We start from the raw sequence: 20,416 nt of genomic DNA on the forward strand, positions 1-20,416 counted from the left end.
TGGTGACAAAGCCTCGTTGAACCCCAATCCTTGGGATCAGATCCGTGTCGACCAATCCATGACGACGATCCAGAACGCTCCCACCCCCGCCCGCGAGGTGGTCCTCATCCGCCACGGAGAAACGGCCTGGAGCCTCTCGGGCCAGCACACCGGCAGCACCGACATCCCCCTCACCGAGCGGGGGGAGGCGGCCGCCCGCGGGCTGGTGCCGCTCCTGGCGGCGAGCCCGTTTTCCCTGGTGCTGTGCAGCCCCCTGCAGCGGGCCCGGCGCACCTGCGAACTGGCGGGCCTGGCCGCCCAGGCCTGCCTCGAGCCCGATCTGGTCGAGTGGAACTACGGGGCCTACGAAGGTCTAACGAGCACGGAGATCGAGCGGGATCGGCCGGGCTGGCTGGTGTTCCGTGATGGCTGTCCCGACGGGGAGAGTCCCGCCCAGGTGGGGGAACGGGTCGACCGGGTGATCGGTCGGCTGCGGCAGGAGGGCGGCCGGGTGGCCCTGTTCGCCCACGGGCATCTGCTGCGGGTGTTCGTGGCGCGCTGGATCGGGCTGCCGCCCAGCCACGGCGCCCATTTCCTGCTCGACACCGCCACGCTCACGATCCTGTCCGACTACCGCGGCCTGCCGGCGGTGAAGTGCTGGAACGCCCCCCTGGCTCCGGGCATCTGATGGCTTCGCCGCCTTCCTTTACCTGCGCCGGGTAGGAACGTTTCAAGACATCGGCAGTCGAAACCATGGGATCCCTCTGGAATCGTTTCCAGGAATGGCTGTACGTCCACCCAGGCCTGCAGCTCCACCTGGATGTCAGCAGGATGGGCTTCGACGCTGGGCTGCCGGAACGGCTGGATTCCGCCTTCACCGCGGCCTTCGCGGCCATGGAGGACCTTGAGGCGGGCGGCATCGCCAATCCAGACGAGGAGAGGATGGTGGGTCACTACTGGCTTCGCCAGCCCGACCTGGCCCCCAGCGAGGAGATCCGAACGGAAATCATCGCGGTGATCGAGCGGATCGAGGGCTTCGCCAGGAAGGTACACGCGGGCACGATCCATCCGCCGACGGCCCCCCGCTTCACCGATCTGCTGGCCATCGGCATCGGCGGCTCGGCCCTGGGACCCCAGTTCGTGGCCGCCGCCCTGGCCCCCGACCAGGCCCCCCTGGTCATCCACTTCATCGACAACACCGACCCCGCCGGGATCGATCGGGTGCTGGCGGGGCTGCGGGACCGGCTGGGCAGCACCCTGGTGATCGACACCAGCAAGTCCGGAGGTACCCCCGAACCGCGCAACGGCCTGCTGGAGGTGCAACAGGCCTTCGCCGCCCAGGGCCTGGACTTCCCCAGCCATGCCGTGGCGATCACCATGCCCGGCAGCCGGATGGACCTCCTGGCCCACGATCAGCACTGGCTGGCCGAGTTCCCCATGCATGACTGGGTGGGTGGCCGCACCTCCGTGCTCTCGGCGGTGGGCCTCCTGCCTGCGGCCCTTCAGGGCATCGACATCCGGGCCCTGCTGGAGGGAGCCCGGGTGATGGACGAGGCCACCCGTGTGCCCCGGGTGCGTACCAACCCCGCCGCCCTGCTGGCCCTCAGCTGGTTCCACGCCGGAGAAGGCCGCGGCAGCAAGGACATGGTGGTGCTGCCCTACAAGGACAGCCTGCTGCTGTTCAGCCGCTACCTGCAGCAACTGGTGATGGAATCCCTCGGCAAGGAGAGGGACCTCGACGGCAAGGTCGTGCACCAGGGGATCGCGGTGTACGGCAACAAAGGCTCCACCGACCAGCATGCCTACGTTCAGCAGCTGCGCGAAGGCATCCCCAATTTCTTCGCCACCTTCATCGAAGTGCTCGAAGATCGCTGCGGCGATTCGATCGAGGTGGAGGAAGGAGTCACCTCAGGCGATTTCCTCTCCGGCTTCCTCATGGGGACCCGCCAGGCGCTGTACGACAACCAGCGCGATTCGATCACCATCACGATCCACCGCGTGGAGCCCCGCAGCGTCGGGGCTCTCATCGCGCTCTACGAGCGGGCCGTTGGACTGTATGCCTCGCTGGTGAACATCAACGCGTACCACCAGCCAGGCGTGGAAGCTGGCAAAAAGGCCGCCGCTGCCATTTTGGATCTGCAACGCCGGGTGGTCCGGGTGCTGCAGGCCGCCGACCACCCCCTCCCCCTGGAGGACCTGGCCCGCCAGGCCGACGCCGGCGAAGCGGTGGAAACCGTCTACCAGATCGTGCGCCATCTGGCCGCCAATCCCCGCGGCATTGTCCTCGACGGCGATCCGGCCCAGCCCAACACCCTTACCGCGTCCCTCCGGCAGCTCGTTCTCCAGTCATGACTCTCTCCCAGCCCGGTGTGACCAACGCCTTCCCGATCGATCTGGCGGCCTACCAGCCCCTGAGTCTCGATCCCACCCAGCCCAGGCTGAGCCCGTTGCAGAGGGACGCCCTGCGCTCCAACATCCAGCTCTGCAGGGACGCCATTGTCTTCTTCACCGCGACTGGCGCCGCCCGGGGGGTGGGCGGCCACACCGGCGGCCCCTACGACACCGTGCCGGAGGTGATGATCCTTGATGGCTTCTTCCGCGGCGCGCCGGAGCGGTTCGTGCCGGTCTTCTTCGACGAGGCCGGCCACCGCGTCGCCACCCAGTACCTGATGGGGGTGCTGCGCGGCCATTTGCAGGCCAACGATCTGATGAACTACCGCGCCGCCCATTCGCGTCTCCCCGGCCACCCCGAGCTGGGCCTGACCCCCGGAGTGGAGTTCAGCTCCGGCCGACTGGGACATCTGTGGCCGTTCGTGAACGGGGTGGCCCTGGCCCATCCGGGTCGCATCCTCTTCTGCCTGGGCTCCGATGGTGCCCAGCAGGAGGGGGATGACGCCGAAGCGGCCCGCTTCGCGGTGGCCCACGGCCTCGATGTGAAGCTGGTGATCGACGACAACGACGTCACCATCGCCGGCCATCCTTCCCAGTACCAGAAGGGCTTTGACGTGGCCCGCACCCTGGCCGGCCAGGGCCTGGCCACCCTCAGCGGCGATGGCGAGGATCTCGACGACCTCTATGGCAGGCTCTGTGCCGCCGTGGCCACCGCAGGCCCAGTGGCCGTGGTCAACAAACGACCCATGGCGGTGGGGATCGAGGGGCTGGAGGGCTCCACCCACGGCCACGACGTGATTCCCGTCGACCTGGCGATCACCTACCTGGAGCAGCGAGGCCAGGTCGCCGCCGCCGCCTGCCTGAAGGCAATCGAGAAACCGGTCAATCCCACCATCTACCTGGGCTCCAGCCGCACCACCGCGGCCAACCGCAACGTCTTCGGTGACACAGTGGTGGAGGTACTCTCACGGCTGGAGCCCAGCGAGCGCAAGGACACGGTGCTCTGCGTCGACTCCGACCTGGAAGGCTCCTGCGGACTCAGCCAGATCCGCAAGGCCTATCCGGAGATCTTCATCAGCGGCGGGATCATGGAGCGGGCCAATTTCTCCGCCGCCGCCGGATTCGGCATGCAGAAGGGCCGCCAGGGCCTCTTCGCCACCTTCAGCGCTTTCCTGGAGATGTGCATCTCCGAGATCACCATGGCCCGGCTCAACGGTGCCAACGTGCTCTGCCATTTCTCCCACGCCGGTGTGGATGACATGGCCGACAACACCTGTCATTTCGGCCTCAACAACTGCTTCGCCGACAACGGCCTCGACGATGACCACCACCCCACCCGGCTCTACTTCCCCGCCGATGCGGGGCAGATGAAGGCCTGTGTGGAGGCTGTGTTCCATGATCCCGGCCTGCGCTTCATCTTCTCGACCCGCTCCAAGGTGCCCAACCTGCTGGATGAACAGGGCCACGACCTGCATGGGGATGGCTATGTCTTCGAGCCCGGCCGCGATGAGGTGGTGCGCGAGGGTGATGCCGGCACGATCATCAGCTTCGGTGACTGCCTGTACCGGGCCCTCGATGCGGTGGAGCGCCTGCGCCAGGAGGGCACCACCGTGCGGCTGATCAACAAGGCCAGCCTCAACGTCGTTGATGAAACGATGATGGAGACGATCGGCACATCCCCCTTCGTGCTGGTGGTGGAAGCCTTCAACCGCCGCACCGGCCTCGGCAGCCGCTTCGGCACCTGGTTGCTGGAGAGGGGCTACCACCCGAAGTATGCACACCTGGGCACCTGGCGTGAGGGCTGCGGCGGCCTCTGGGAGCAGGCTCCCCACCAGGGCATCGACAGCGAGGGCATCCTGGCCCACGTCCGCAATCTGCTGGGCTGAGTGGAAGTGCCGTCGGCTTTCGGCCCACGTCCTATTGGCGGTCCCAGTCCAGATCCAGCTTCACCGAGCCACCCCTGGGGAGCAGGAAGGTGCGACAGACCAGATTCTCGAAGACGGGTTGCTGGCCCGAGGGGCGCAGCACCACGAATTTGAAGCGAATCGGCCGACCCGCCGATTCGTGGAACCCCACCTCGGCAAACCAGACGTCCCCATTGATGTATTCCAGCTTGGGGCAGAAATCGACATCCCAGGCACCCAGTTCCGGGGCATCGCCGCAGACAGCCATGACCTCACCGGGGTGGGTGATGTAGTCGTTGATCTGAAACTTGACCACCGTGGTGGCCTTCAGTGGCTCTCCCTGGACCGCCAGGACGCAGGCGCCCTTGCCCTGGATGGAGAGCTGCCGGATCGCCCCCTGCTCTACAACAACGTCCTGACCGGTGAGCAGGCAGGTGTGGGGCCCGTCAGGGAGGTCGGAATGCTCGATGTCGAGGGATGCGGAATCACCCTTGTTGACGATGACGAAGACACGATTCTTGCGATAACGCCGGGTGAAGGCATAGAGGCCGTCGGAGATGTACTTCTGGCCGTGCCTGCCGTAGGAAAGGGCCCGGTTGCTCTTGCGCAGGGACGCCAGGGTGCGGATGATCCCCGAGAGTCTTGTTCCCGTCTCCCATGCGTCCATCATGGGCCGGTTGTAGGGGTCATGGCCACCGTCGGAATCGTTCACCAGGTACTGCTCAGTTCCATAGAACAGACAGGGAATGCCGCGAAGCGTCAGCAGCAGCACCGTGGCCAGCTCCAGATCCCCATGGCTGGGGCAGATGGAGAGGAAACGGGGCATATCGTGATTTTCGATGAACGTCACCAACGCGGTGGAACGCCGGTACACCGGATCCATCGCCAGCACCCTCTCGATCAGGTGGAAGCCGCCAGGCTCATGGCCGCTGAAGGCGGAGCGGATGGCTCCCGCCAGCGCGAAGTCAAGCACCGAGACTCCCGTGTTGTTGGCATAGTTCAGATAGCGTCCATCCCAGGGCGAACCAAAGCCATACTCCCCGAAGAGAAACGTGTCAGGTTTGTGGGCCTGAATATCCGCGACAAACTCCTGCCAGAACCACACCGGCATGTGCTTCAGGGTGTCGATGCGCAAGGCGTCAAAGCCGAGATCAAGCCAGGCCTTGATGGCACTTTTGATGTAGTTCCTGAAGTTAATGTTACTCTCATTAAAAGTGGCCAGGCCGAGCATTTCATGATGAATAAGCTGAAACTCATCATCCCAGTCATTGATGTCCGGATAATGGTAATAAAAGCCATTGATATCCTGATGGAAATCCGCCAGAGGTTCGCCGTCATCCGTTACAACTCCCTTACTGCCATTCAACTCGGGAGAACTATGATTGCAAACAATATCCAGAACGATCTTGATGCCTCGTTCATGCAGGGCATCGACCATCCTTCGCAGGGTGTCGCATGATTTTACCGATGTCGCATCACCCAGCTTCACGAAATGGGGATTGACTCGCTTGAAATCCTTTGTCCAGTAGCCGTGCATGGGGCCATGGCCATGCTCGATGGCATCCACCTGCTCGAACAGCGGGGAAAGCCAAACTGCTGTGATACCAAGTTGTTTGAGATAGTCTGCCTTCTCGATGATCCCTTCGAGATCGCCACCCCAATAGTGCCCCCATTGGCTCCTGCTCGGGTCATAAAGCCCCTTCTTGCTGACGCCGTCGTTGGCCCTGTCGCCATTGAAAAAGCGATCAATCACGATGAAGTAGATTGTCTCCTTGCGGAATTCCGCCTCCTGCTCGAACAACTGATGGGCGGAGACGGGAGCGTACCCATCCGGGGTGCTGACAACCATGACGGGACCGCGCTCTCGGCGTAAGGGCTCCAGCTTGCTACGCGCGGGAGATCAGGGGGTTAAGAGCGGCAGGGCAGCACCCCGATGCGGGGGGCGGATCCCGGCATCTGGCACCAACCATCACCAGGGCTGATGCTCCCGCCCACGGCCCTCGACATGACCCGAGCACCGTGGCGTCATGGGGCTGGCTCTCCAGATGATCCATGCCACTGTTTCTTCTGCGCGACGGTTCGATTCGCCGCTTCAGCGTCCTTCCTGAAGGAGTGAACACCTTCCTCTACAGAGATCGCCATCAACGCAAGGTTCACGCGCTGCTGGAGGCACGTCAGGAGGCAATCCTGCTGGCAGCTCAGCCGACGCCGACCAGGACGCATCGGCATCGAGCCCCCCAGGCGAGCTCCGCCAGGCCGCCGCTGGCCGCCTGAGGACGGCGCATGGTTGCACGACGCTTAAGGCCCCTGCACCGCGCATGTCGAATCCCTGACATCGGCACTGCAGGGTTGAGAACTTACCGCCCGTTTAACGCAGCCGGGCGAGAGTCTTTCCTACAAGCCTCTGCAGGTGACGGTGATGTCCTCTTCGATGATGGCCCCCTTCGAGACCCACGCCTCGACACCCGATCCCTCCCAGGAACTGTCCCTGATCGATGCCTGGTGGCGCGCCGCCAACTACCTGGCCGTAGGGATGATCTACCTGCGCGCCAACCCGTTACTGGCCCAGCCGCTGCGTCATGAGCACGTCAAGGCGCGGCTGCTGGGGCACTGGGGCTCCTCTCCCGGCCAGGCCTTCCTCTGGGCCCATGCCAACCGGGTGATCCGCCGCCACGACCTCGACATGATCTACCTCTCCGGGCCCGGTCACGGCGCCCCCGGAGTGCTCGGCCCCACCTACCTCGACGGCAGCTACAGCGAGGTCTACCCCGACAAGAGCCAGGACGCCGAAGGGATGCGGCGCTTCTTCAAGCAGTTCTCCTTCCCCGGACACATCGGCAGCCACTGCACCCCGGAAACCCCCGGGTCGATCCACGAGGGGGGCGAGCTGGGCTACGTGCTCTCGCACGCCTGCGGAGCGGTGTTCGACAACCCCAACCTGATCGCCCTGGCCTGCGTGGGGGATGGCGAAGCCGAGACCGGCCCCCTGGCCACCTCCTGGCACATCAACAAGTTCCTCAATCCGATCGGCGACGGGGCGGTGCTGCCCGTCCTGCACCTCAACGGCTACAAGATCGCCAACCCCACCCTGCTGGCCCGCATCCCCCGCGACGAGCTGGCCAGCCTGATGCGCGGCAACGGCTGGGAGCCGATCTTCGTCGAAGGCCATGAGCCGATGGCGATGCACCAGGCCATGGCCGCCGCCATGGACCAGGCGATCGCCCGCATCCTGGAGATCCGCGCCGAGGCTCGCGCCAGCGGCGAGGCCGTCCGCCCCGCCTGGCCGATGATCGTGCTGCGCTCGCCCAAGGGCTGGACCGGACCGGCCTCCCTGCACGGCAAGAAGCTGGAGGGCTTCTGGCGGGCCCACCAGGTGCCCCTGGCCGCGCCGAACACAGATCCCGAACAACTGCAGTTGCTTGAGGAGTGGCTCAGGAGCTACCGGCCCGAGGAGCTGTTCGATGCCAACGGCACCCTGCGGCCCGAACTGCAGGCGCTCTCGCCCCTGGGAAATCGGCGGATGGGCTCCAACCCCCACGCCAACGGCGGCCTGCTGCGCCGCAAGCTGCAGTTCCCGCCCCTCGAGGACTATGCGGTGGACGTGCAGGCACCGGGGGCCACCGAGGAGGAGAACACCTACCCCCTGGGCGAACTGCTCCGCGACATCATCCAGGCAAATCCCTATTCCATGCGGGTGTTCGGCCCCGACGAAACCGCCTCCAACCGTCTGCAGGCCATCTATGAAGTGAGCAAGAAGGTGTGGATGGAGGAGTTCCTGCCGGAGGACCTCAACGGCAGCGAACTGGCCCGCAGCGGACGAGTGGTGGAGATGCTCAGCGAGCACACCCTGGTGGGAATGATGGAGGGCTACCTGCTCACCGGGCGCTACGGCTTCTTCCACACCTATGAGGCCTTCGCCCATGTGATCGCCTCGATGTTCAACCAGCACGCCAAATGGCTGGAATCCTGCCTCCTGCACGCCCCCTGGCGGGCCCCGATCGGCGCCTGGAACTGCCTGATCTCCTCCACGGTGTGGCGGCAGGACCATAACGGCTTCACCCACCAGGATCCCGGCTTCATCGACCTGGCCGGCAACAAGAGTGGTGACGTGGTACGGGTGTATCTGCCGGCCGATGCCAACTGCCTGCTGGCGGTGGCGGAAGAGGCCCTGCAGGAAACCAACGTCTGCAACATCATCGTCTCCGACAAACAGAAGCACCTCCAGTACTTCACCCTGGAGCAGGCCAGGCGCCACGTGGCCAAGGGCATCAGCATCGTCGGCTGGGCCAGCAACGACGACTGCGGCACCGAGCCGGATGAACCGGATGTGGTGATGGCCTGTGCCGGTGACATCCCCACCAAGGAGACGCTGGCGGCGGTGGAGATCCTGCGCCGGGAGATCCCGAATCTGCGGATCCGGGTGATCAATGTGGTGAAGCTGTTCGCCCTCACCGAGCCGAACGAGCATCCCCACGGCCTGAGCGACCGGGACTTCGACACCCTGTTCACCACCGACCGGCCGGTGATCTTCAACTTCCACGGCTATCCCTGGCTGATCCACCGGCTCACCTACCGCCGCACCAACCACGCCAACATCCACGTGCGTGGCTACAAGGAGAAGGGCAACATCAACACGCCGCTCGAACTGGCGATGAACAACCAGATCGATCGCTTCAACCTGGTGATCGATGTGGTCAACCGGGTCCCCTTCCTGCGCTCCCGCGCCGCCCACGTCAAGGAGCGGATGCAGGACGCGATCCTGTCCCACCGGGCCTACGCCCACACCCACGGCACCGATGCCCCGGAAGTGACCGATTGGCGCTGGACACTGCCGATCGCCGGGCAGGGATGACATCACCGTCCACAGCGACGCCCCCGGAGGCGGGGGAAGTGCTGGTGCTGAATGCCGGCAGCTCCAGCCTCAAGGTTTCGGTGCACACCCGCTCAGGGGACTGCCTCTGGAGGGACCAGCGCAACTGGAGCATCGGCGCCGCCGAAGACACCGAGGCGGTGCTGGACGCCTGGCTGCCCGAGGCCCTTTCGGCCTGGGGGGAGGGTCTGATCCGCGCCGGCCATCGGGTGGTCCATGGTGGCGAGCGCTTCACGGCCCCCGTCCGGCTGGATGCGGAGGTGCTGGAGGGGCTGGAGGGGCTGGTGCCCCTGGCTCCGTTGCACAACGGTCCGGCCCTGCGGGTGATGCGCTGGCTGGCCCGCTGGAAGCCCGCGATCGAGCAATGGGCCTGCTTCGACACCGCCTTCCACGGCACCCTGCCTGCGGCGGCCCGTACGTATGCGGTCCCAGCCCGCTGGCGCGCCGAGGGCCTGCGCCGCTTCGGTTTCCACGGCCTCAACCATCAGCACGTGGCCGAAAGCGTGGCCCGCCGCCGCGCCGATCCCAAAGGCCGCGAGGAGCTGCGACTGATCAGCTGCCACCTCGGCGCCGGCTGTTCCCTCTGCGCCATCCGGGGCGGGCGCAGCATCGCCACCACGATGGGCTACACCCCAATGGAGGGTCTGGTGATGGCCACCCGCAGCGGTTCGGTGGATCCGGGGCTGTTGCTGCACCAGCTGCGCCGGGGGGCCACCGTCGAAGAGCTCGCCCATGATCTGCAGCAGGAGAGCGGCCTGCTGGGTCTCTCCGAGCTGAGTCCGAGCATGAAGGACCTGCGCCTGGCCGCCACCGACGGCCATGGCGGCGCCCAGCTCGCCATCGCGGTGTTCCGCCACCAGCTGCTGCAGGGCATCGGCGCCATGGCCGCCTGCCTGGGGGGGGTCGACGTGGTGGCCCTCACCGGCGGCATCGGCGAACACGATGGCGCGCTGAAGCAGGAGCTGGAGCAGGCGCTGGCCTGGCTGGGGCCCTTCGAGCTGCTGCAGGTCGTGGCCGATGAGGAGGGTGTGATCGCCCGCCACTGCGCCGCTGCGGGCGCCTGAAGCCTCAGGCTCGCCGCCAGGATTCGCGGTGCATCCAGCTGATCCAGTCGGCGGAGACCTGCTTGGGGCAGGTGGCCTCGCATTCCAGGTGGCTGCTGCAGCTGCCGAAGCCTTCGCTGACCATCTGCGCCTGCATCACCCGGGCCCGGTGGCGCCGCTCCGGCTGGCCCTGGGGCAGCTGGCCCAGGTGCGCCAGCTTGGCCGCCACGAACAGGCTGGCGGAGGCGTTACGGCAGCTGGCCACGCAGGCGCCGCAGCCGATGCAGGCCGCCGTGTCGAAGGCCTGGGCCGCCTGCTCGCGGCCGATCAGCAGGGCATTCGCCTCCGGTGCACTGCCGATGTTGGTCGAGCAATAGCCGCCGGCGGCGATGATCCGGTCGAAGGCGGAGCGCTCCACGGCCAGGTCCTGCAGCACGGGAAAGGCCCGGGCGCGGAAGGGCTCCAGCGTCAGCACGGCGCCGTCGCGGAACTGACGCAGGTAGAGCTGGCAGACGCTGGTGGCCCGCTGGGGCCCCTGGGCCTGGCCGTTGACGAGAAAGCCGCAGGACCCGCAGATGCCCTCGCGGCAGTCGTGCTCGAACCCGACGGGACGGTCCCCGGCGGCGATCAGCCGTTCGTTGAGCAGGTCGAGGGCCTCCAGGAGGGAGAGGTCGGTGGAGACCGCGTCCAGCCCAAAAACCTCGAAGCCGCCGGGCTCGCCAGGTCCGTCCTGGCGCCAGATCCTCAGGGTGAGCGAAAGGGTTCCCATGGGGACCCATTGTGCTGCCGAAGCGTCGGTGATGGTGTCATTCCGCATCATCCGGGTGGCCTAATGCCAGGAAGCGAGGGAAAACATGCAAAAATAGATAAATTTTTTCAAATACAATCGTCTGATCCCATGACCGTTCCGGTCTTCGCCGCCGCGTGAACGGCGAACGCAAGCTGGTAGAGGAGCTGCGCCGGTCGATGGGCAGGCTTGAGGCTGCCCTGGGCACCATCAGCGATGCCCTGGTGATCACCAGTTGCGACGGGCAGGTGCTCTGGTGTAACGCCAGCTATTCCCAGTTGGTGGAGCGGCCCCCTCCGGATCTGCTGGGCGAATCGATCTACGACCAGCTCCCCCGTGACTGCGAGGGTGCCCCCCTGGTGAACACCGAACAGGTGCTCGCCGGCGGCGAGCTGGGGGGACAGTTCACCAAGGTGCTGAACCGCAATAAACTGCGCGCCATCGAGGTTGAGTGGAAGCCCATCCGCAGCGAGTGGCTGCGCCCCCTGATCTTCTGCTTACGGGACGTCAGCGCCCTGCTCTCCTACGAACAGCTGCGGGTCGAGGCCGAGCGGCTCGAGCGCCGCCGCCAGCAGACCGAGAACCTGAACCGGGCGCTGGAGCTGGAACGCCTCGCCCTGGCCACCAAGGTGATGGAGTGCCCGGTCACCGGCCTGCCCAACCGTCGGGGACTCCACGTCAGCATCCGTGCCGCCCTCAATACCCAGCGGGAGAACGGCGGCCGGATCAGCATCCTGTTCTGCGATCTCAACTCTTTCAAGGAAATCAACGACCTTCACGGCCACCAGATCGGCGACGACCTGCTGATCGAGATCGGTCGACGGCTGAAGCGCTCCCTGCGTTTCGGTGACATCCTCTCGCGCCTTGGCGGCGACGAGTTCGTGGTGCTCACGATGGGCATTTTTGATGAGAACGATGCCTTCCAAATGGCGATGCGCCTCAATGACGCCGTAGGCCAGGCATGGTCGGTGGAAGACCATACGATCCGCCCATCGATGAGCATTGGCATCACCATCTCAGACGATCCTGAGATCTCCGTCAATGAGTTGATCCGGAGGGCCGATCTTGCCATGTACGAAGCCAAGACAAACGGTGATCATCACATCTCTTTCTACCACCCCTCCATTGACAAGAAGGTGAGAAAGAACATCCAACTGCGCCATCAACTGGAGGGAGCTCTCCAGAATGAGGCCATGTTCCTGGCCTATCAGCCGATCGTCGAGCTGGGCAATCACATGGTGGTGGGTATGGAGGCGTTGTTGCGGCTGGGAGCCATCGCCTCGCCGATTGCCGCCCCGTCGGAATTCATTCCCCTGGCGGAACGAACGGCCCTGATTCTGCCGATCGGCCGCTGGGTGATCAGTCAGGCCCTGAAGTGCCTATGCAAGCTTCGCTCCGAGGGATCGGATGTCACCATGGCGGTCAACGTGAGCCCCATGCAGCTGAAGGAGAGTGGCTTCAGCGACTTCTTCCTCAGCCAGGCGGAACGGGCCGGTATTGATCCCTCCTGGACGGTGATCGAGGTCACTGAGAGCATCCTGATTGAACATCCGTACCTGGCCACATCCGAGCTGAGCCGATTACGGGACGCTGGCGTCAAAGTGCATCTCGATGACTTCGGCACCGGTTACTCCAGCATGTCCTGGCTGGCACGACTGCCGATCGACACCATCAAGGTGGATCGAAGTTTCATCTCCGATTTTCTCCACGATCACCGCAAGGCCGTGGTGCTTGAGGCCATGATTCGCCTCTCCCGCGACCTGGGCATGGGCCTGATCGCCGAAGGCATCGAGACCATCGAGCAGCATGCGGGTCTGCTCGCCATGGGTTGTGTCCGGGGTCAGGGCTATCTCTTCGGCCGTCCCGAACCTCTCAGCCATAGCTGCGCGGTCCCGGCGTGATGGATCGGAACACGAGCGGCTCGCTGTGCCGGATGGGAGTGGCTCCGGGCCGGTGCTCCCAGGCGGCGATGTGGGCGAAGCGTTCATCATCCCGCTGGGCTTCGCCGGCCGGGGTCTGATGGTCCTCGCGGAAATGGGCGCCGCAGGATTCCTCCCGGGCCAGGGCATCGCGCAGCATCAGATCCGCCAGTCCGAAGAAATCCTCCAGCCGCAGGGCCTTGGTCAGCTCACCATCGAGGAGGCCGTCCTCCTGGGGAATGCCGACCTCTTGCAGGAATTTCTCCCGTAGCGCCTCCAGCTCATCGACCGCCGCCGTGAGGCGATCCGGCCGGCGGCTGATGCCGCAGGCGTCAATCATCAGGTGGCCGAGGCTCCGGTGGAAGACATCGACGGGTTGGGAGCCACCCACGCGGCGCAGGGCCTCAAGGCGTGCCCCCACCGCCGCCAGCGCCTCGCGGCAGGCCGGGTGGTCGGCCGGCAGGGGGCCGCCGCTGGCCCGCTCCGCCAGCCAGCCCGTCACCGTTGCCGGGGCGATGAAATAGCCATCAGCCAGCGCCTGCATCAGGGCACTGGCCCCCAGCCGGTTGGCGCCATGCTCCGAGAAATTGGCCTCGCCGAGCACGAAAAGCCCCGGCACCGTGCTCATCAGGTGGTAGTCCACCCACAGCCCGCCCATCGTGTAGTGGGGCGCGGGATAGATCCGCATCGGCGTGGTCCTGGGGTCGTCGCCGGTGATTCGCTCGTACATCTCCAGCAGGTTGCCGTAGCGGGCCTCGATCGCTTCGGGACCGTCCCGGGCGATGGCCTCGGCCAGGTCGAGATACACCGAACGTCCCCCGGGCCCAACGCCCCGGCCCTCCAGGCAGAGCTCACGGGCGCGGCGTGAGGCCAGATCCCGGGGCACCAGATTGCCGTAGCTGGGGTATTGCCGCTCGAGGAAGTAATCCCGCTCCGCTGCCGGGATCGCCGCCGGCGGCCGGTCGTCGCCGGGGCGCAGCGGCAACCAGATCCGACCGTCGTTGCGCAGGCTCTCGCTCATCAAGGTGAGCTTGCTCTGATGGAGATCACCGCTGGGAATGCAGGTGGGGTGGATCTGGGTGAAGCAGGGGTTGGCGAAGCAGGCCCCCCGCCGATGGGCCTGCCAGATCGCCGTGGCGTTCGACTTCAGGGCATTGGTGGAGAGGTAGAAGACGTTGGAATAGCCACCGGTGGCCAGCAGCACGGCATCGGCGCTGAGCACCTCCAGCGCACCGGTGAGCTGGTGCCGGCAGACCACCCCCCTGGCGACTCCGTCGTGGACGATCAGGTCAAGCATGTCGCGGCGGCAGAGCAGTTCCACCCGGCCGGCGGCCACCTGCCGCAGCATCGCCTGGTAGGCGCCGTAAAGCAGCTGCTGCCCCGTCTGGCCCCGGGCATAGAAGGTGCGGCTCACCAGGGCCCCGCCGAAGCTGCGGTTGGCGAGGGTGCCGCCGTACTCCCGCGCGAAAGGCACCCCCTGGGCCACGCACTGGTCGATGATCGAGCCACTGATCTCCGCCAGCCGGTGGCAGCCCGCTTCCCGGGCGCGGAAATCACCGCCCTTCACGGTGTCGCGGAAGAGGCGCTCGACGCTGTCGCCGTCGTTGGCGTAGTTGCGGGCGGCGTTGATGCCCCCCTGGGCCGCCACCGAGTGGGCCCGGCGCGGGCTGTCGTGGTACGTGAGCACCTGCACCCGGTAGCCCTGCTCGGCCAGGCAGGCGGCAGCCGAGGCCCCCGCCAGACCACTGCCCACCACCAGGATCCGCAGCCCCTGCTTGCGGTTGGGGCTGAGCAGCGGCAAGCTCTCCCGGCAGCGCTGCCAGGCGGTGGCGATGGGGCCTTCCGGCAGGCGCGGATCCAGACGCGGATTGGGGCTCATCCGCCTGCCAGCAGCGGGACGGCGGGCCGCAGCACCAGGGCGAGGGGAAGCAGCGTGAAGCCCGCGCCCAGCAGCAGGGCCAGCCCCCGACCACCCAGGCGCAGGGCCGCCGCATGGGCGGGATCGAGCAGACCCAGCCGGCGCACGGCGCTCTCGGCGCCATGCAGCAGGTGCAGACCCGCCGCCAAACCGGCAGCCCCATAGAGGGCCAGGCACCAGGGCGCCTGCAACACGGTCAGCACCGTGGCCAGTTCAGCGCCGGCTGGCGGCCGGTGCCAGCGCAGCTGGACCAGGTGGACGGCAAGGAACAGCAGCAGCAGCGATCCACTCCAGGGGATCAGCCGGGCCGCCAGGGCCGTCAGCGACTCCCATGGCCCCTGGCGGCGGCTGCGCAGGGGGCTGGCCGCCGGGCCGCGGGCCTGGCGGTTGACGCGGGCCCGGTGCAGCGAGAGCAGGGGATGGCCCAGGCCGGCCGCCAGCAGGCCCACCTCCAGCCAGGGAAGCCAGGCCTGCTGGTGCAGGGAGGTGGCGAAGCGTTCGAACCCCAACGGATCCAGCAGGGCCATCCCAACGCCACCCAGGTGAATAGCCAGAAAGAGCACCAGAGCCAGGCCGGTGACGGCGATCCAGAATCCGACGATCATTCAGCTGAAGGTGAGCCCCTTTGGAGGCAAGGTGACAGAAAGCATCCGGTGGGTCGGGTGATGGTCACCGGAAGGGCGGCCTCCATGCAGAGGTCTGACCCGTTCCCTCACCGGAATCGATCTTACTCACCTGAAACCATGACGCCTCGCCGGACGATGGCCTGACGGCAGTTCGGGAGCAGCTGAAGGTCTACCCCCACCAGCCTTCTGGGACGCGTCCTGCTCAGGTGAGGCAACGCGCTCATCACTTCCAGTGGTGGAGTGTGCAGCAAGTTTGATGACGCTCTTCTTCAAGCGCTGGGCCCACCGCCAGCCCTCCATCACGGCACCTGTGCCTGGTTCCTCTGAAGCCACGATCTGTTGCGACGAGTTAGACCAGAAAGCTTCGAGTCTGATTTTGGGAAACCATACGATCCGTCGTCCGCTCCTCCTCCGTCGCATCGCTTCTGCCGATCCTCAAGCCATGACCTCAAGTGGAGGCTTGCGTGACAACGGCCCAGCAGCGGAACCCATCACGTTGTCCGAAGGTAGGGTCCAGGTTCGCGGCTATCGTTCCAGTTCGAACACCACGGACGTGTGTTGAGAGTCGCCTTTGCCCATTACAGTCAGGCGCATGACATCAGCGGCGTCACCACCTGGGTTCTAGGCCTCGCCAGACGATTGTCAGCAGGTGGCGTCCCCGTCGCCATCCATTTTGTTATCTCCCGGTGATCCACCCATCTTCGAAGAGTTACGCCAGCAGGGAATTGAGGTGTTCTCGGCACCAAGACGGTCTTGTTTGAAAGAAGATGTCCAGGAAACGCTCGCCTTTCTCAACGACTGGCAACCAACGGTATTCCTGCCCCAATGCAAACCGGCCCACTTTGCGGCGGCGGCCCAGGCGGGCTCGCGGGGTCTTCCCTGGGCGCTCACCCTGCATTCGGATGACCCGGATTACTGGGCCACGGTCGGGGCCTTTGGGGGACCCAGCCATGGGTGCTCCCTGGTCTGTGTGTCCCGCCACATCCGCGACGAACTGACTCCCCGAACGATCGGGGGGACGGCCAGCGTCATTCCCTGTGGCATTCCCGAGCTCGTGGATCACGAGCGCACCGGCCTGCTGGTGTCGGAGGATCCGGCCGAAGCGGCCCGAGCCCTGCGGCGACTGGCCGACGATCCCGACCTCTGGCGGCGTTGCTCAACGGCGGCCAGGGATCTCGTCGCCCAGCACTACAGCGCCGAAGGGAGTGACCGGCAGTGGCTCCAGCTGCTGGAGGGCCTGGACCGTCAGTTCAACAACGCCCCATCCGGCCCCTATCCAATCGACAGCCGCCGGATCGACAGCCTGCACCGGATCGATCCCAGCTTTCACAAGGACTATGTCCAACCTGTGCCGCCGTCCATCCCGCTGCGTCAGACCCTGCGCACTGCCATCGCCCGGGCCAAGCATCGGATCAAGCGGTTGCTGAGCCGTCACCCCTGAGTCGCCACCCGGCATGGGAGGGTGCCCTGGATCCTCGGCTGCAGGCCGCCGTGCGCCTTTCGCGCCCCTCCACCCTCTTCTGCGCCTTCCTGACGCTGCTGAACGACCGGCTGGGGGAGAGCATCGTCTTCCCGCTGCTGCCGTTCCTGCTGGCGGGGTTCACCACCGACGGCCGCACCCTGGGCCTGCTGGCCGGCAGCTACGCCCTCGCCCAGTTCGCCTTCACCCCCCTGATCGGGGCCCTCAGCGACCGCTACGGCCGCAAGCCCGTGATCACCGCCTGCGTGGCCGGTTCGGTGCTGGGCCTGGGGATGTTCGCCGTCACCGTGATCCTGCCCTGGAGCCGCCTCTGGCCGGCGGCCGCCGCCAGCGGTCTGCCCCTGGCCCTCCTCTTCGCCGCCCGCCTGATCGACGGGGTGAGCGGCGGCACCGCCGCCACGGCGGCGGCCGTGCTGGCCGACATCTCAACCCCGGAGCGGCGGGCCCGGGCCTTCGGCCTGATCGGTGTGGCCTTCGGACTGGGATTCATCCTCGGTCCGGCCCTGGGCGGCCTGCTGGGCCGCATCGACGTGAGCCTGCCGCTGCTGCTCGCCGTGGGTTTCGCCGTGCTGAACCTGGTGGTGGTGGTGACCCTGCTGCCGGAAACCCATCCGCCCGAGGCTCGTCTGCCCCTGCCCAGGCAATGGGAGCTGCAGCCCTTCGGCCAGCTGCAGCGGGTGTTCGCCAATCCCCGGGTGCGGCGCCTCTGCGCCGCCTTCTTCCTCTTTTTCCTGGGGTTCAGCGGCTTCACTGCCCTGCTGGTGCTCTACTTCAAACAGGTGTTCGGCTGGGGTCCGGGCCTCTCGGCCGGCGCCTTCCTGGTGGTGGGTGTGGTGGCCACGGTGGTGCAGGGCGGTCTGATCGGTCCGCTGGTGCAGCGACTGGGGGAGTGGCGTCTCACCCAGATCGGCCTGGGCTGCGTCATGGCGGGCTTCCTGCTGGTGCCCCTGGCGGAGCGCCAGAACGCCGTGCCCGTGGTGTTCACGGCGGTGGCGATCCTGGCCCTGGGCACCGGTCTGGTGACCCCAAGCCTGCGCAGCCTGGTGTCTCGGCGGCTGGCCGACAGCGGCCAGGGCGCCGCCCTGGGCAGCCTGCAGGGTCTGCAGAGCCTGGCCAGCTTCCTGGGGCCGCCCCTGGCGGGGTTGGCCTACGAGACCATCGGCCGCCGCAGCCCGTTCTGGCTGGGGATTCTCCTGATGGCGATCGTGGTCTGGCTTGTGGCGGCTGGATCCCACTCGGAATCCCAGCGTCAAGCAGAGGCGACACCCTGAGGGCGGGATCGCCATTGCTACGTTGCGTTTCCCCTATGCCCGCGGAGCTCCGCCGTATGTCGTCTCAGCCGGTCGTCGCGCCCGATCTCTACATCAATCGCGAGCAGAGTTGGATCGATTTCAACCATCGGGTGCTGGCGCTGGCACTCGACGAGCACACCCCCCTGCTGGAGCAGGCCAAATTCAGCGCCATCTTCAGCAACAACCTCGACGAGTTCTTCATGGTGCGGGTGGCTTCGCTGAAGTCCCAGGAGGAGGCAGGGGTCACCAGCCGCAGTGACGACGGCCTGACCCCCCAGGAACAGCTGGAAGCGATCCACACCAAGCTTCGTCCCCTGCTGGAGATGCAGCAGCAACACTACCGCCATTCCCTCAAGACCCACCTCGCCGAATACGGCGTCCAGCTGCTCGACTACCTGAGGCTCAACGAGGCCCAGAAAGCCTGGGCCGACGACTACTTCCGCAAGGCGATCTTTCCGGTGCTCACGCCCCTGGCCGTCGACCCGGCCCACCCGTTCCCGTTCCTGAGCAACCTGAGCCTCAACGTGGCGGCCCTGATCCGCGACCCCGACACCGGCCGGCAGCAGTTCGCCCGGGTGAAGGTGCCCCAGAAGATCCTGCCCCGCTTCGTGCCGATCCCCACGGAGCTGAGTGGCATCGTGCCCACGCCGGGATTCACGGCGGTTCCCCTGGAGCAGCTGGTGGCCTTCAACCTGTGCTGGCTGTTCCCCGGCATGACCATCGAGGGGCACTACTTCTTCCGCATCACCCGCGACGCTGATCTGGAACTGCGGGACCTGGAGGCCGACGACCTGATGGAGGCCCTGCAGGAGGGACTGCGCAAGCGCCGGGTCGGCGGCGAGGTGGTGCGTTTGGAGGTGGCCAACGAGATGCCCGAGGAGGTGGTGCACCTGCTGATGGAGGGCACCGATGTGGAGCCGGAGGACGTCTACCGCACCAACGGGCCCCTCGGCCTCGACGATCTGATGAGCCTGATGGCGATCCCCCTCAGCCAGTTGCGGGACGCCCCCCACCAGGGCCGCACCGTACCGGCCCTGGTGCGGGCCCAGCGCAGCCAGCTGGAGGATGGGTCGATCAAGCAGGAGGAATTCGAGAGCATCTTCTCGGTGCTGCGCCGCGGCGATGTGCTGCTGCACCATCCCTTCGACCTCTTCTCCACCTCGGTGGAGGAGTTCCTCAGGCAGGCCGCCGACGATGCTTCGGTGCTGGCGATCAAGATGACCCTCTACCGCACGTCGAAGGACTCACCGGTGGTGGCCTCCCTGATCCGGGCCGCCGAGAACGGCAAGCAGGTGATGGCCCTGGTGGAGCTCAAGGCCCGCTTCGACGAAGACAACAACATCCAGTGGGCACGCCAGCTGGAGCGCTCCGGAGTGCACGTGGTGTATGGGGTGCTGGGGCTCAAGACCCACACCAAAGTGCTGCTGGTGGTGCGGCGCGAGAAGGGAGCCCTGCGCAGTTACGCGCACATCGGCACCGGCAACTACAACTCCAAGACCTCCTCGCTCTACACCGACATCGGCTTGCTCACGGCCCGGGAGGATTTCGGCCAGGACCTGGTGGAGCTGTTCAACTACCTCACGGGGTTCTCCAAGCAACAGAGTTTCCGCAAGCTGCTGGTGGCGCCAGTCACCCTGCGCAAACGGATGGAGGGGTTGATCCGCCGGGAAATCGACCATGCGAGAGAAGGTCGCGGAGGACACATCCGGGCCAAGATGAATGCCCTGGTCGACCCCGCCATCATCGCCCTTCTCTATGAAGCGTCCGCTGCCGGTGTGCGGATCGAACTGATCATCCGCGGCATGTGCTGCCTGCGCCCAGGGGTCGAAGGGGTGAGCGAGGGCATCAGCGTGGTGAGCGTGATCGGTCGCTTCCTGGAGCATTCCCGGCTGTTCTGGTTCGCCAACGGCGGCCAGCCGGAGATGTTCTTCGGCAGCGCCGACTGGATGCCCCGCAACCTGGACCGGCGCGTCGAGGCGGTGGCACCGATCGAGGATCCGCGTCTGCAGAAGCAGATCGAGGCCTTGCTTGACCTTTACCTGACCGATACGGGTGCCTGGCACATGCACAGCGATGGACACTTTGCCCAGCGTCAGCACTCCGGTGAGGCAAAACTGACGCAGATGCTGCTCATGGAACGCTGGCGTGGCGGCCTCGGCGCCGGGGCCAAAGCGTAGCCATCACGACATAAGCAACATTTTTCAGTC

The 20,416-nt window shown here is 66.1% G+C and carries 14 protein-coding genes; 10 read left to right on the plus strand and 4 right to left on the minus strand.

Annotation, left to right across the window (positions count from 1 at the left end; genetic code table 11):
- Nucleotides 1–58: 58 nt before the first annotated feature.
- The 3 genes from KBZ12_RS09855 to KBZ12_RS09865 all read left to right on the plus strand — a co-directional run bounded on the left by KBZ12_RS09855 (nt 59) and on the right by KBZ12_RS09865 (nt 4,256).
- The gene (locus KBZ12_RS09855; protein WP_254957768.1) at nt 59–667 is read left to right on the plus strand and encodes a histidine phosphatase family protein; all 609 of its coding nucleotides are present in this window, start codon (nt 59–61) and stop codon (nt 665–667) included.
- A gap of 65 nt (nt 668–732) precedes the next feature.
- Nucleotides 733–2,331 carry a glucose-6-phosphate isomerase gene (locus tag KBZ12_RS09860; protein ID WP_254957769.1) on the plus strand — a complete coding sequence of 533 codons (1,599 nt, stop codon included), beginning with the start codon at nt 733–735 and terminating at the stop codon, nt 2,329–2,331.
- Nucleotides 2,328–4,256 carry a transketolase C-terminal domain-containing protein gene (locus KBZ12_RS09865; protein WP_254957770.1) on the plus strand — a complete coding sequence of 643 codons (1,929 nt, stop codon included), beginning with the start codon at nt 2,328–2,330 and terminating at the stop codon, nt 4,254–4,256. Before KBZ12_RS09860 ends, KBZ12_RS09865 begins: the two co-directional genes overlap by 4 nt.
- A gap of 31 nt (nt 4,257–4,287) precedes the next feature.
- On the opposite strand, the gene KBZ12_RS09870 is transcribed toward KBZ12_RS09865, so the two are convergent.
- The gene (locus KBZ12_RS09870) at nt 4,288–6,123 is read right to left on the minus strand and encodes an alpha-amylase family glycosyl hydrolase (protein ID WP_254957771.1); all 1,836 of its coding nucleotides are present in this window, start codon (nt 6,121–6,123) and stop codon (nt 4,288–4,290) included.
- Between the two features lie 203 nt (nt 6,124–6,326).
- Here KBZ12_RS09870 and KBZ12_RS09875 point away from each other — a divergent pair, with 203 nt between their 5' ends.
- The 3 genes from KBZ12_RS09875 to KBZ12_RS09885 all read left to right on the plus strand — a co-directional run bounded on the left by KBZ12_RS09875 (nt 6,327) and on the right by KBZ12_RS09885 (nt 10,208).
- The gene (locus KBZ12_RS09875; RefSeq protein ID WP_254957772.1) at nt 6,327–6,548 is read left to right on the plus strand and encodes a hypothetical protein; all 222 of its coding nucleotides are present in this window, start codon (nt 6,327–6,329) and stop codon (nt 6,546–6,548) included.
- Between the two features lie 145 nt (nt 6,549–6,693).
- Complete coding sequence (locus KBZ12_RS09880; protein WP_254957773.1) at nt 6,694–9,126, plus strand: phosphoketolase; 2,433 nt, start codon at nt 6,694–6,696, stop codon at nt 9,124–9,126.
- Nucleotides 9,123–10,208 carry an acetate/propionate family kinase gene (locus KBZ12_RS09885; RefSeq protein WP_254957774.1) on the plus strand — a complete coding sequence of 362 codons (1,086 nt, stop codon included), beginning with the start codon at nt 9,123–9,125 and terminating at the stop codon, nt 10,206–10,208. Before KBZ12_RS09880 ends, KBZ12_RS09885 begins: the two co-directional genes overlap by 4 nt.
- A gap of 4 nt (nt 10,209–10,212) precedes the next feature.
- On the opposite strand, the gene KBZ12_RS09890 is transcribed toward KBZ12_RS09885, so the two are convergent.
- Entirely contained in the window at nt 10,213–10,956 is a 744-nt protein-coding gene (locus tag KBZ12_RS09890; protein WP_254957775.1) for a succinate dehydrogenase/fumarate reductase iron-sulfur subunit, read from the minus strand.
- 155 nt (nt 10,957–11,111) lie between these two features.
- On the opposite strand from KBZ12_RS09890, the gene KBZ12_RS09895 reads away from it, so the two are divergent.
- On the plus strand, nt 11,112–12,875 hold the full coding sequence (locus KBZ12_RS09895; protein ID WP_254957776.1) for an EAL domain-containing protein: 1,764 nt from the start codon (nt 11,112–11,114) through the stop codon (nt 12,873–12,875).
- On the opposite strand, the gene KBZ12_RS09900 is transcribed toward KBZ12_RS09895, so the two are convergent.
- Both KBZ12_RS09900 and KBZ12_RS09905 read right to left on the minus strand, forming a co-directional pair.
- Nucleotides 12,847–14,772 (minus strand): fumarate reductase/succinate dehydrogenase flavoprotein subunit, encoded by a 1,926-nt coding sequence (locus KBZ12_RS09900; RefSeq protein WP_254957777.1) that lies wholly within the window; start codon nt 14,770–14,772, stop codon nt 12,847–12,849. The two genes, KBZ12_RS09895 and KBZ12_RS09900, sit on opposite strands and share 29 nt — an antisense overlap.
- Nucleotides 14,769–15,416, minus strand: coding sequence for a succinate dehydrogenase (locus tag KBZ12_RS09905; protein WP_254957778.1), 648 nt, complete (start codon nt 15,414–15,416; stop codon nt 14,769–14,771). Before KBZ12_RS09905 ends, KBZ12_RS09900 begins: the two co-directional genes overlap by 4 nt.
- Before the next feature lie 991 nt (nt 15,417–16,407).
- Between KBZ12_RS09905 and KBZ12_RS09910 the strand changes: the two genes are divergently transcribed.
- The 3 genes from KBZ12_RS09910 to ppk1 are packed head-to-tail and all read left to right on the plus strand — an operon-like array spanning nt 16,408 to nt 20,386.
- Complete coding sequence (locus tag KBZ12_RS09910) at nt 16,408–16,878, plus strand: glycosyltransferase (RefSeq protein WP_254957779.1); 471 nt, start codon at nt 16,408–16,410, stop codon at nt 16,876–16,878.
- A 50-nt stretch (nt 16,879–16,928) separates the two neighbouring features.
- Entirely contained in the window at nt 16,929–18,188 is a 1,260-nt protein-coding gene (locus tag KBZ12_RS09915; protein WP_254957780.1) for an MFS transporter, read from the plus strand.
- 56 nt (nt 18,189–18,244) lie between these two features.
- Entirely contained in the window at nt 18,245–20,386 is a 2,142-nt protein-coding gene (gene ppk1 / locus KBZ12_RS09920; protein WP_254957781.1) for a polyphosphate kinase 1, read from the plus strand.
- Nucleotides 20,387–20,416 lie beyond the last annotated feature (30 nt).

Source organism: Cyanobium sp. Cruz CV13-4-11 (assembly GCF_024346055.1).
Lineage (GTDB): Bacteria > Cyanobacteriota > Cyanobacteriia > PCC-6307 > Cyanobiaceae > Cyanobium.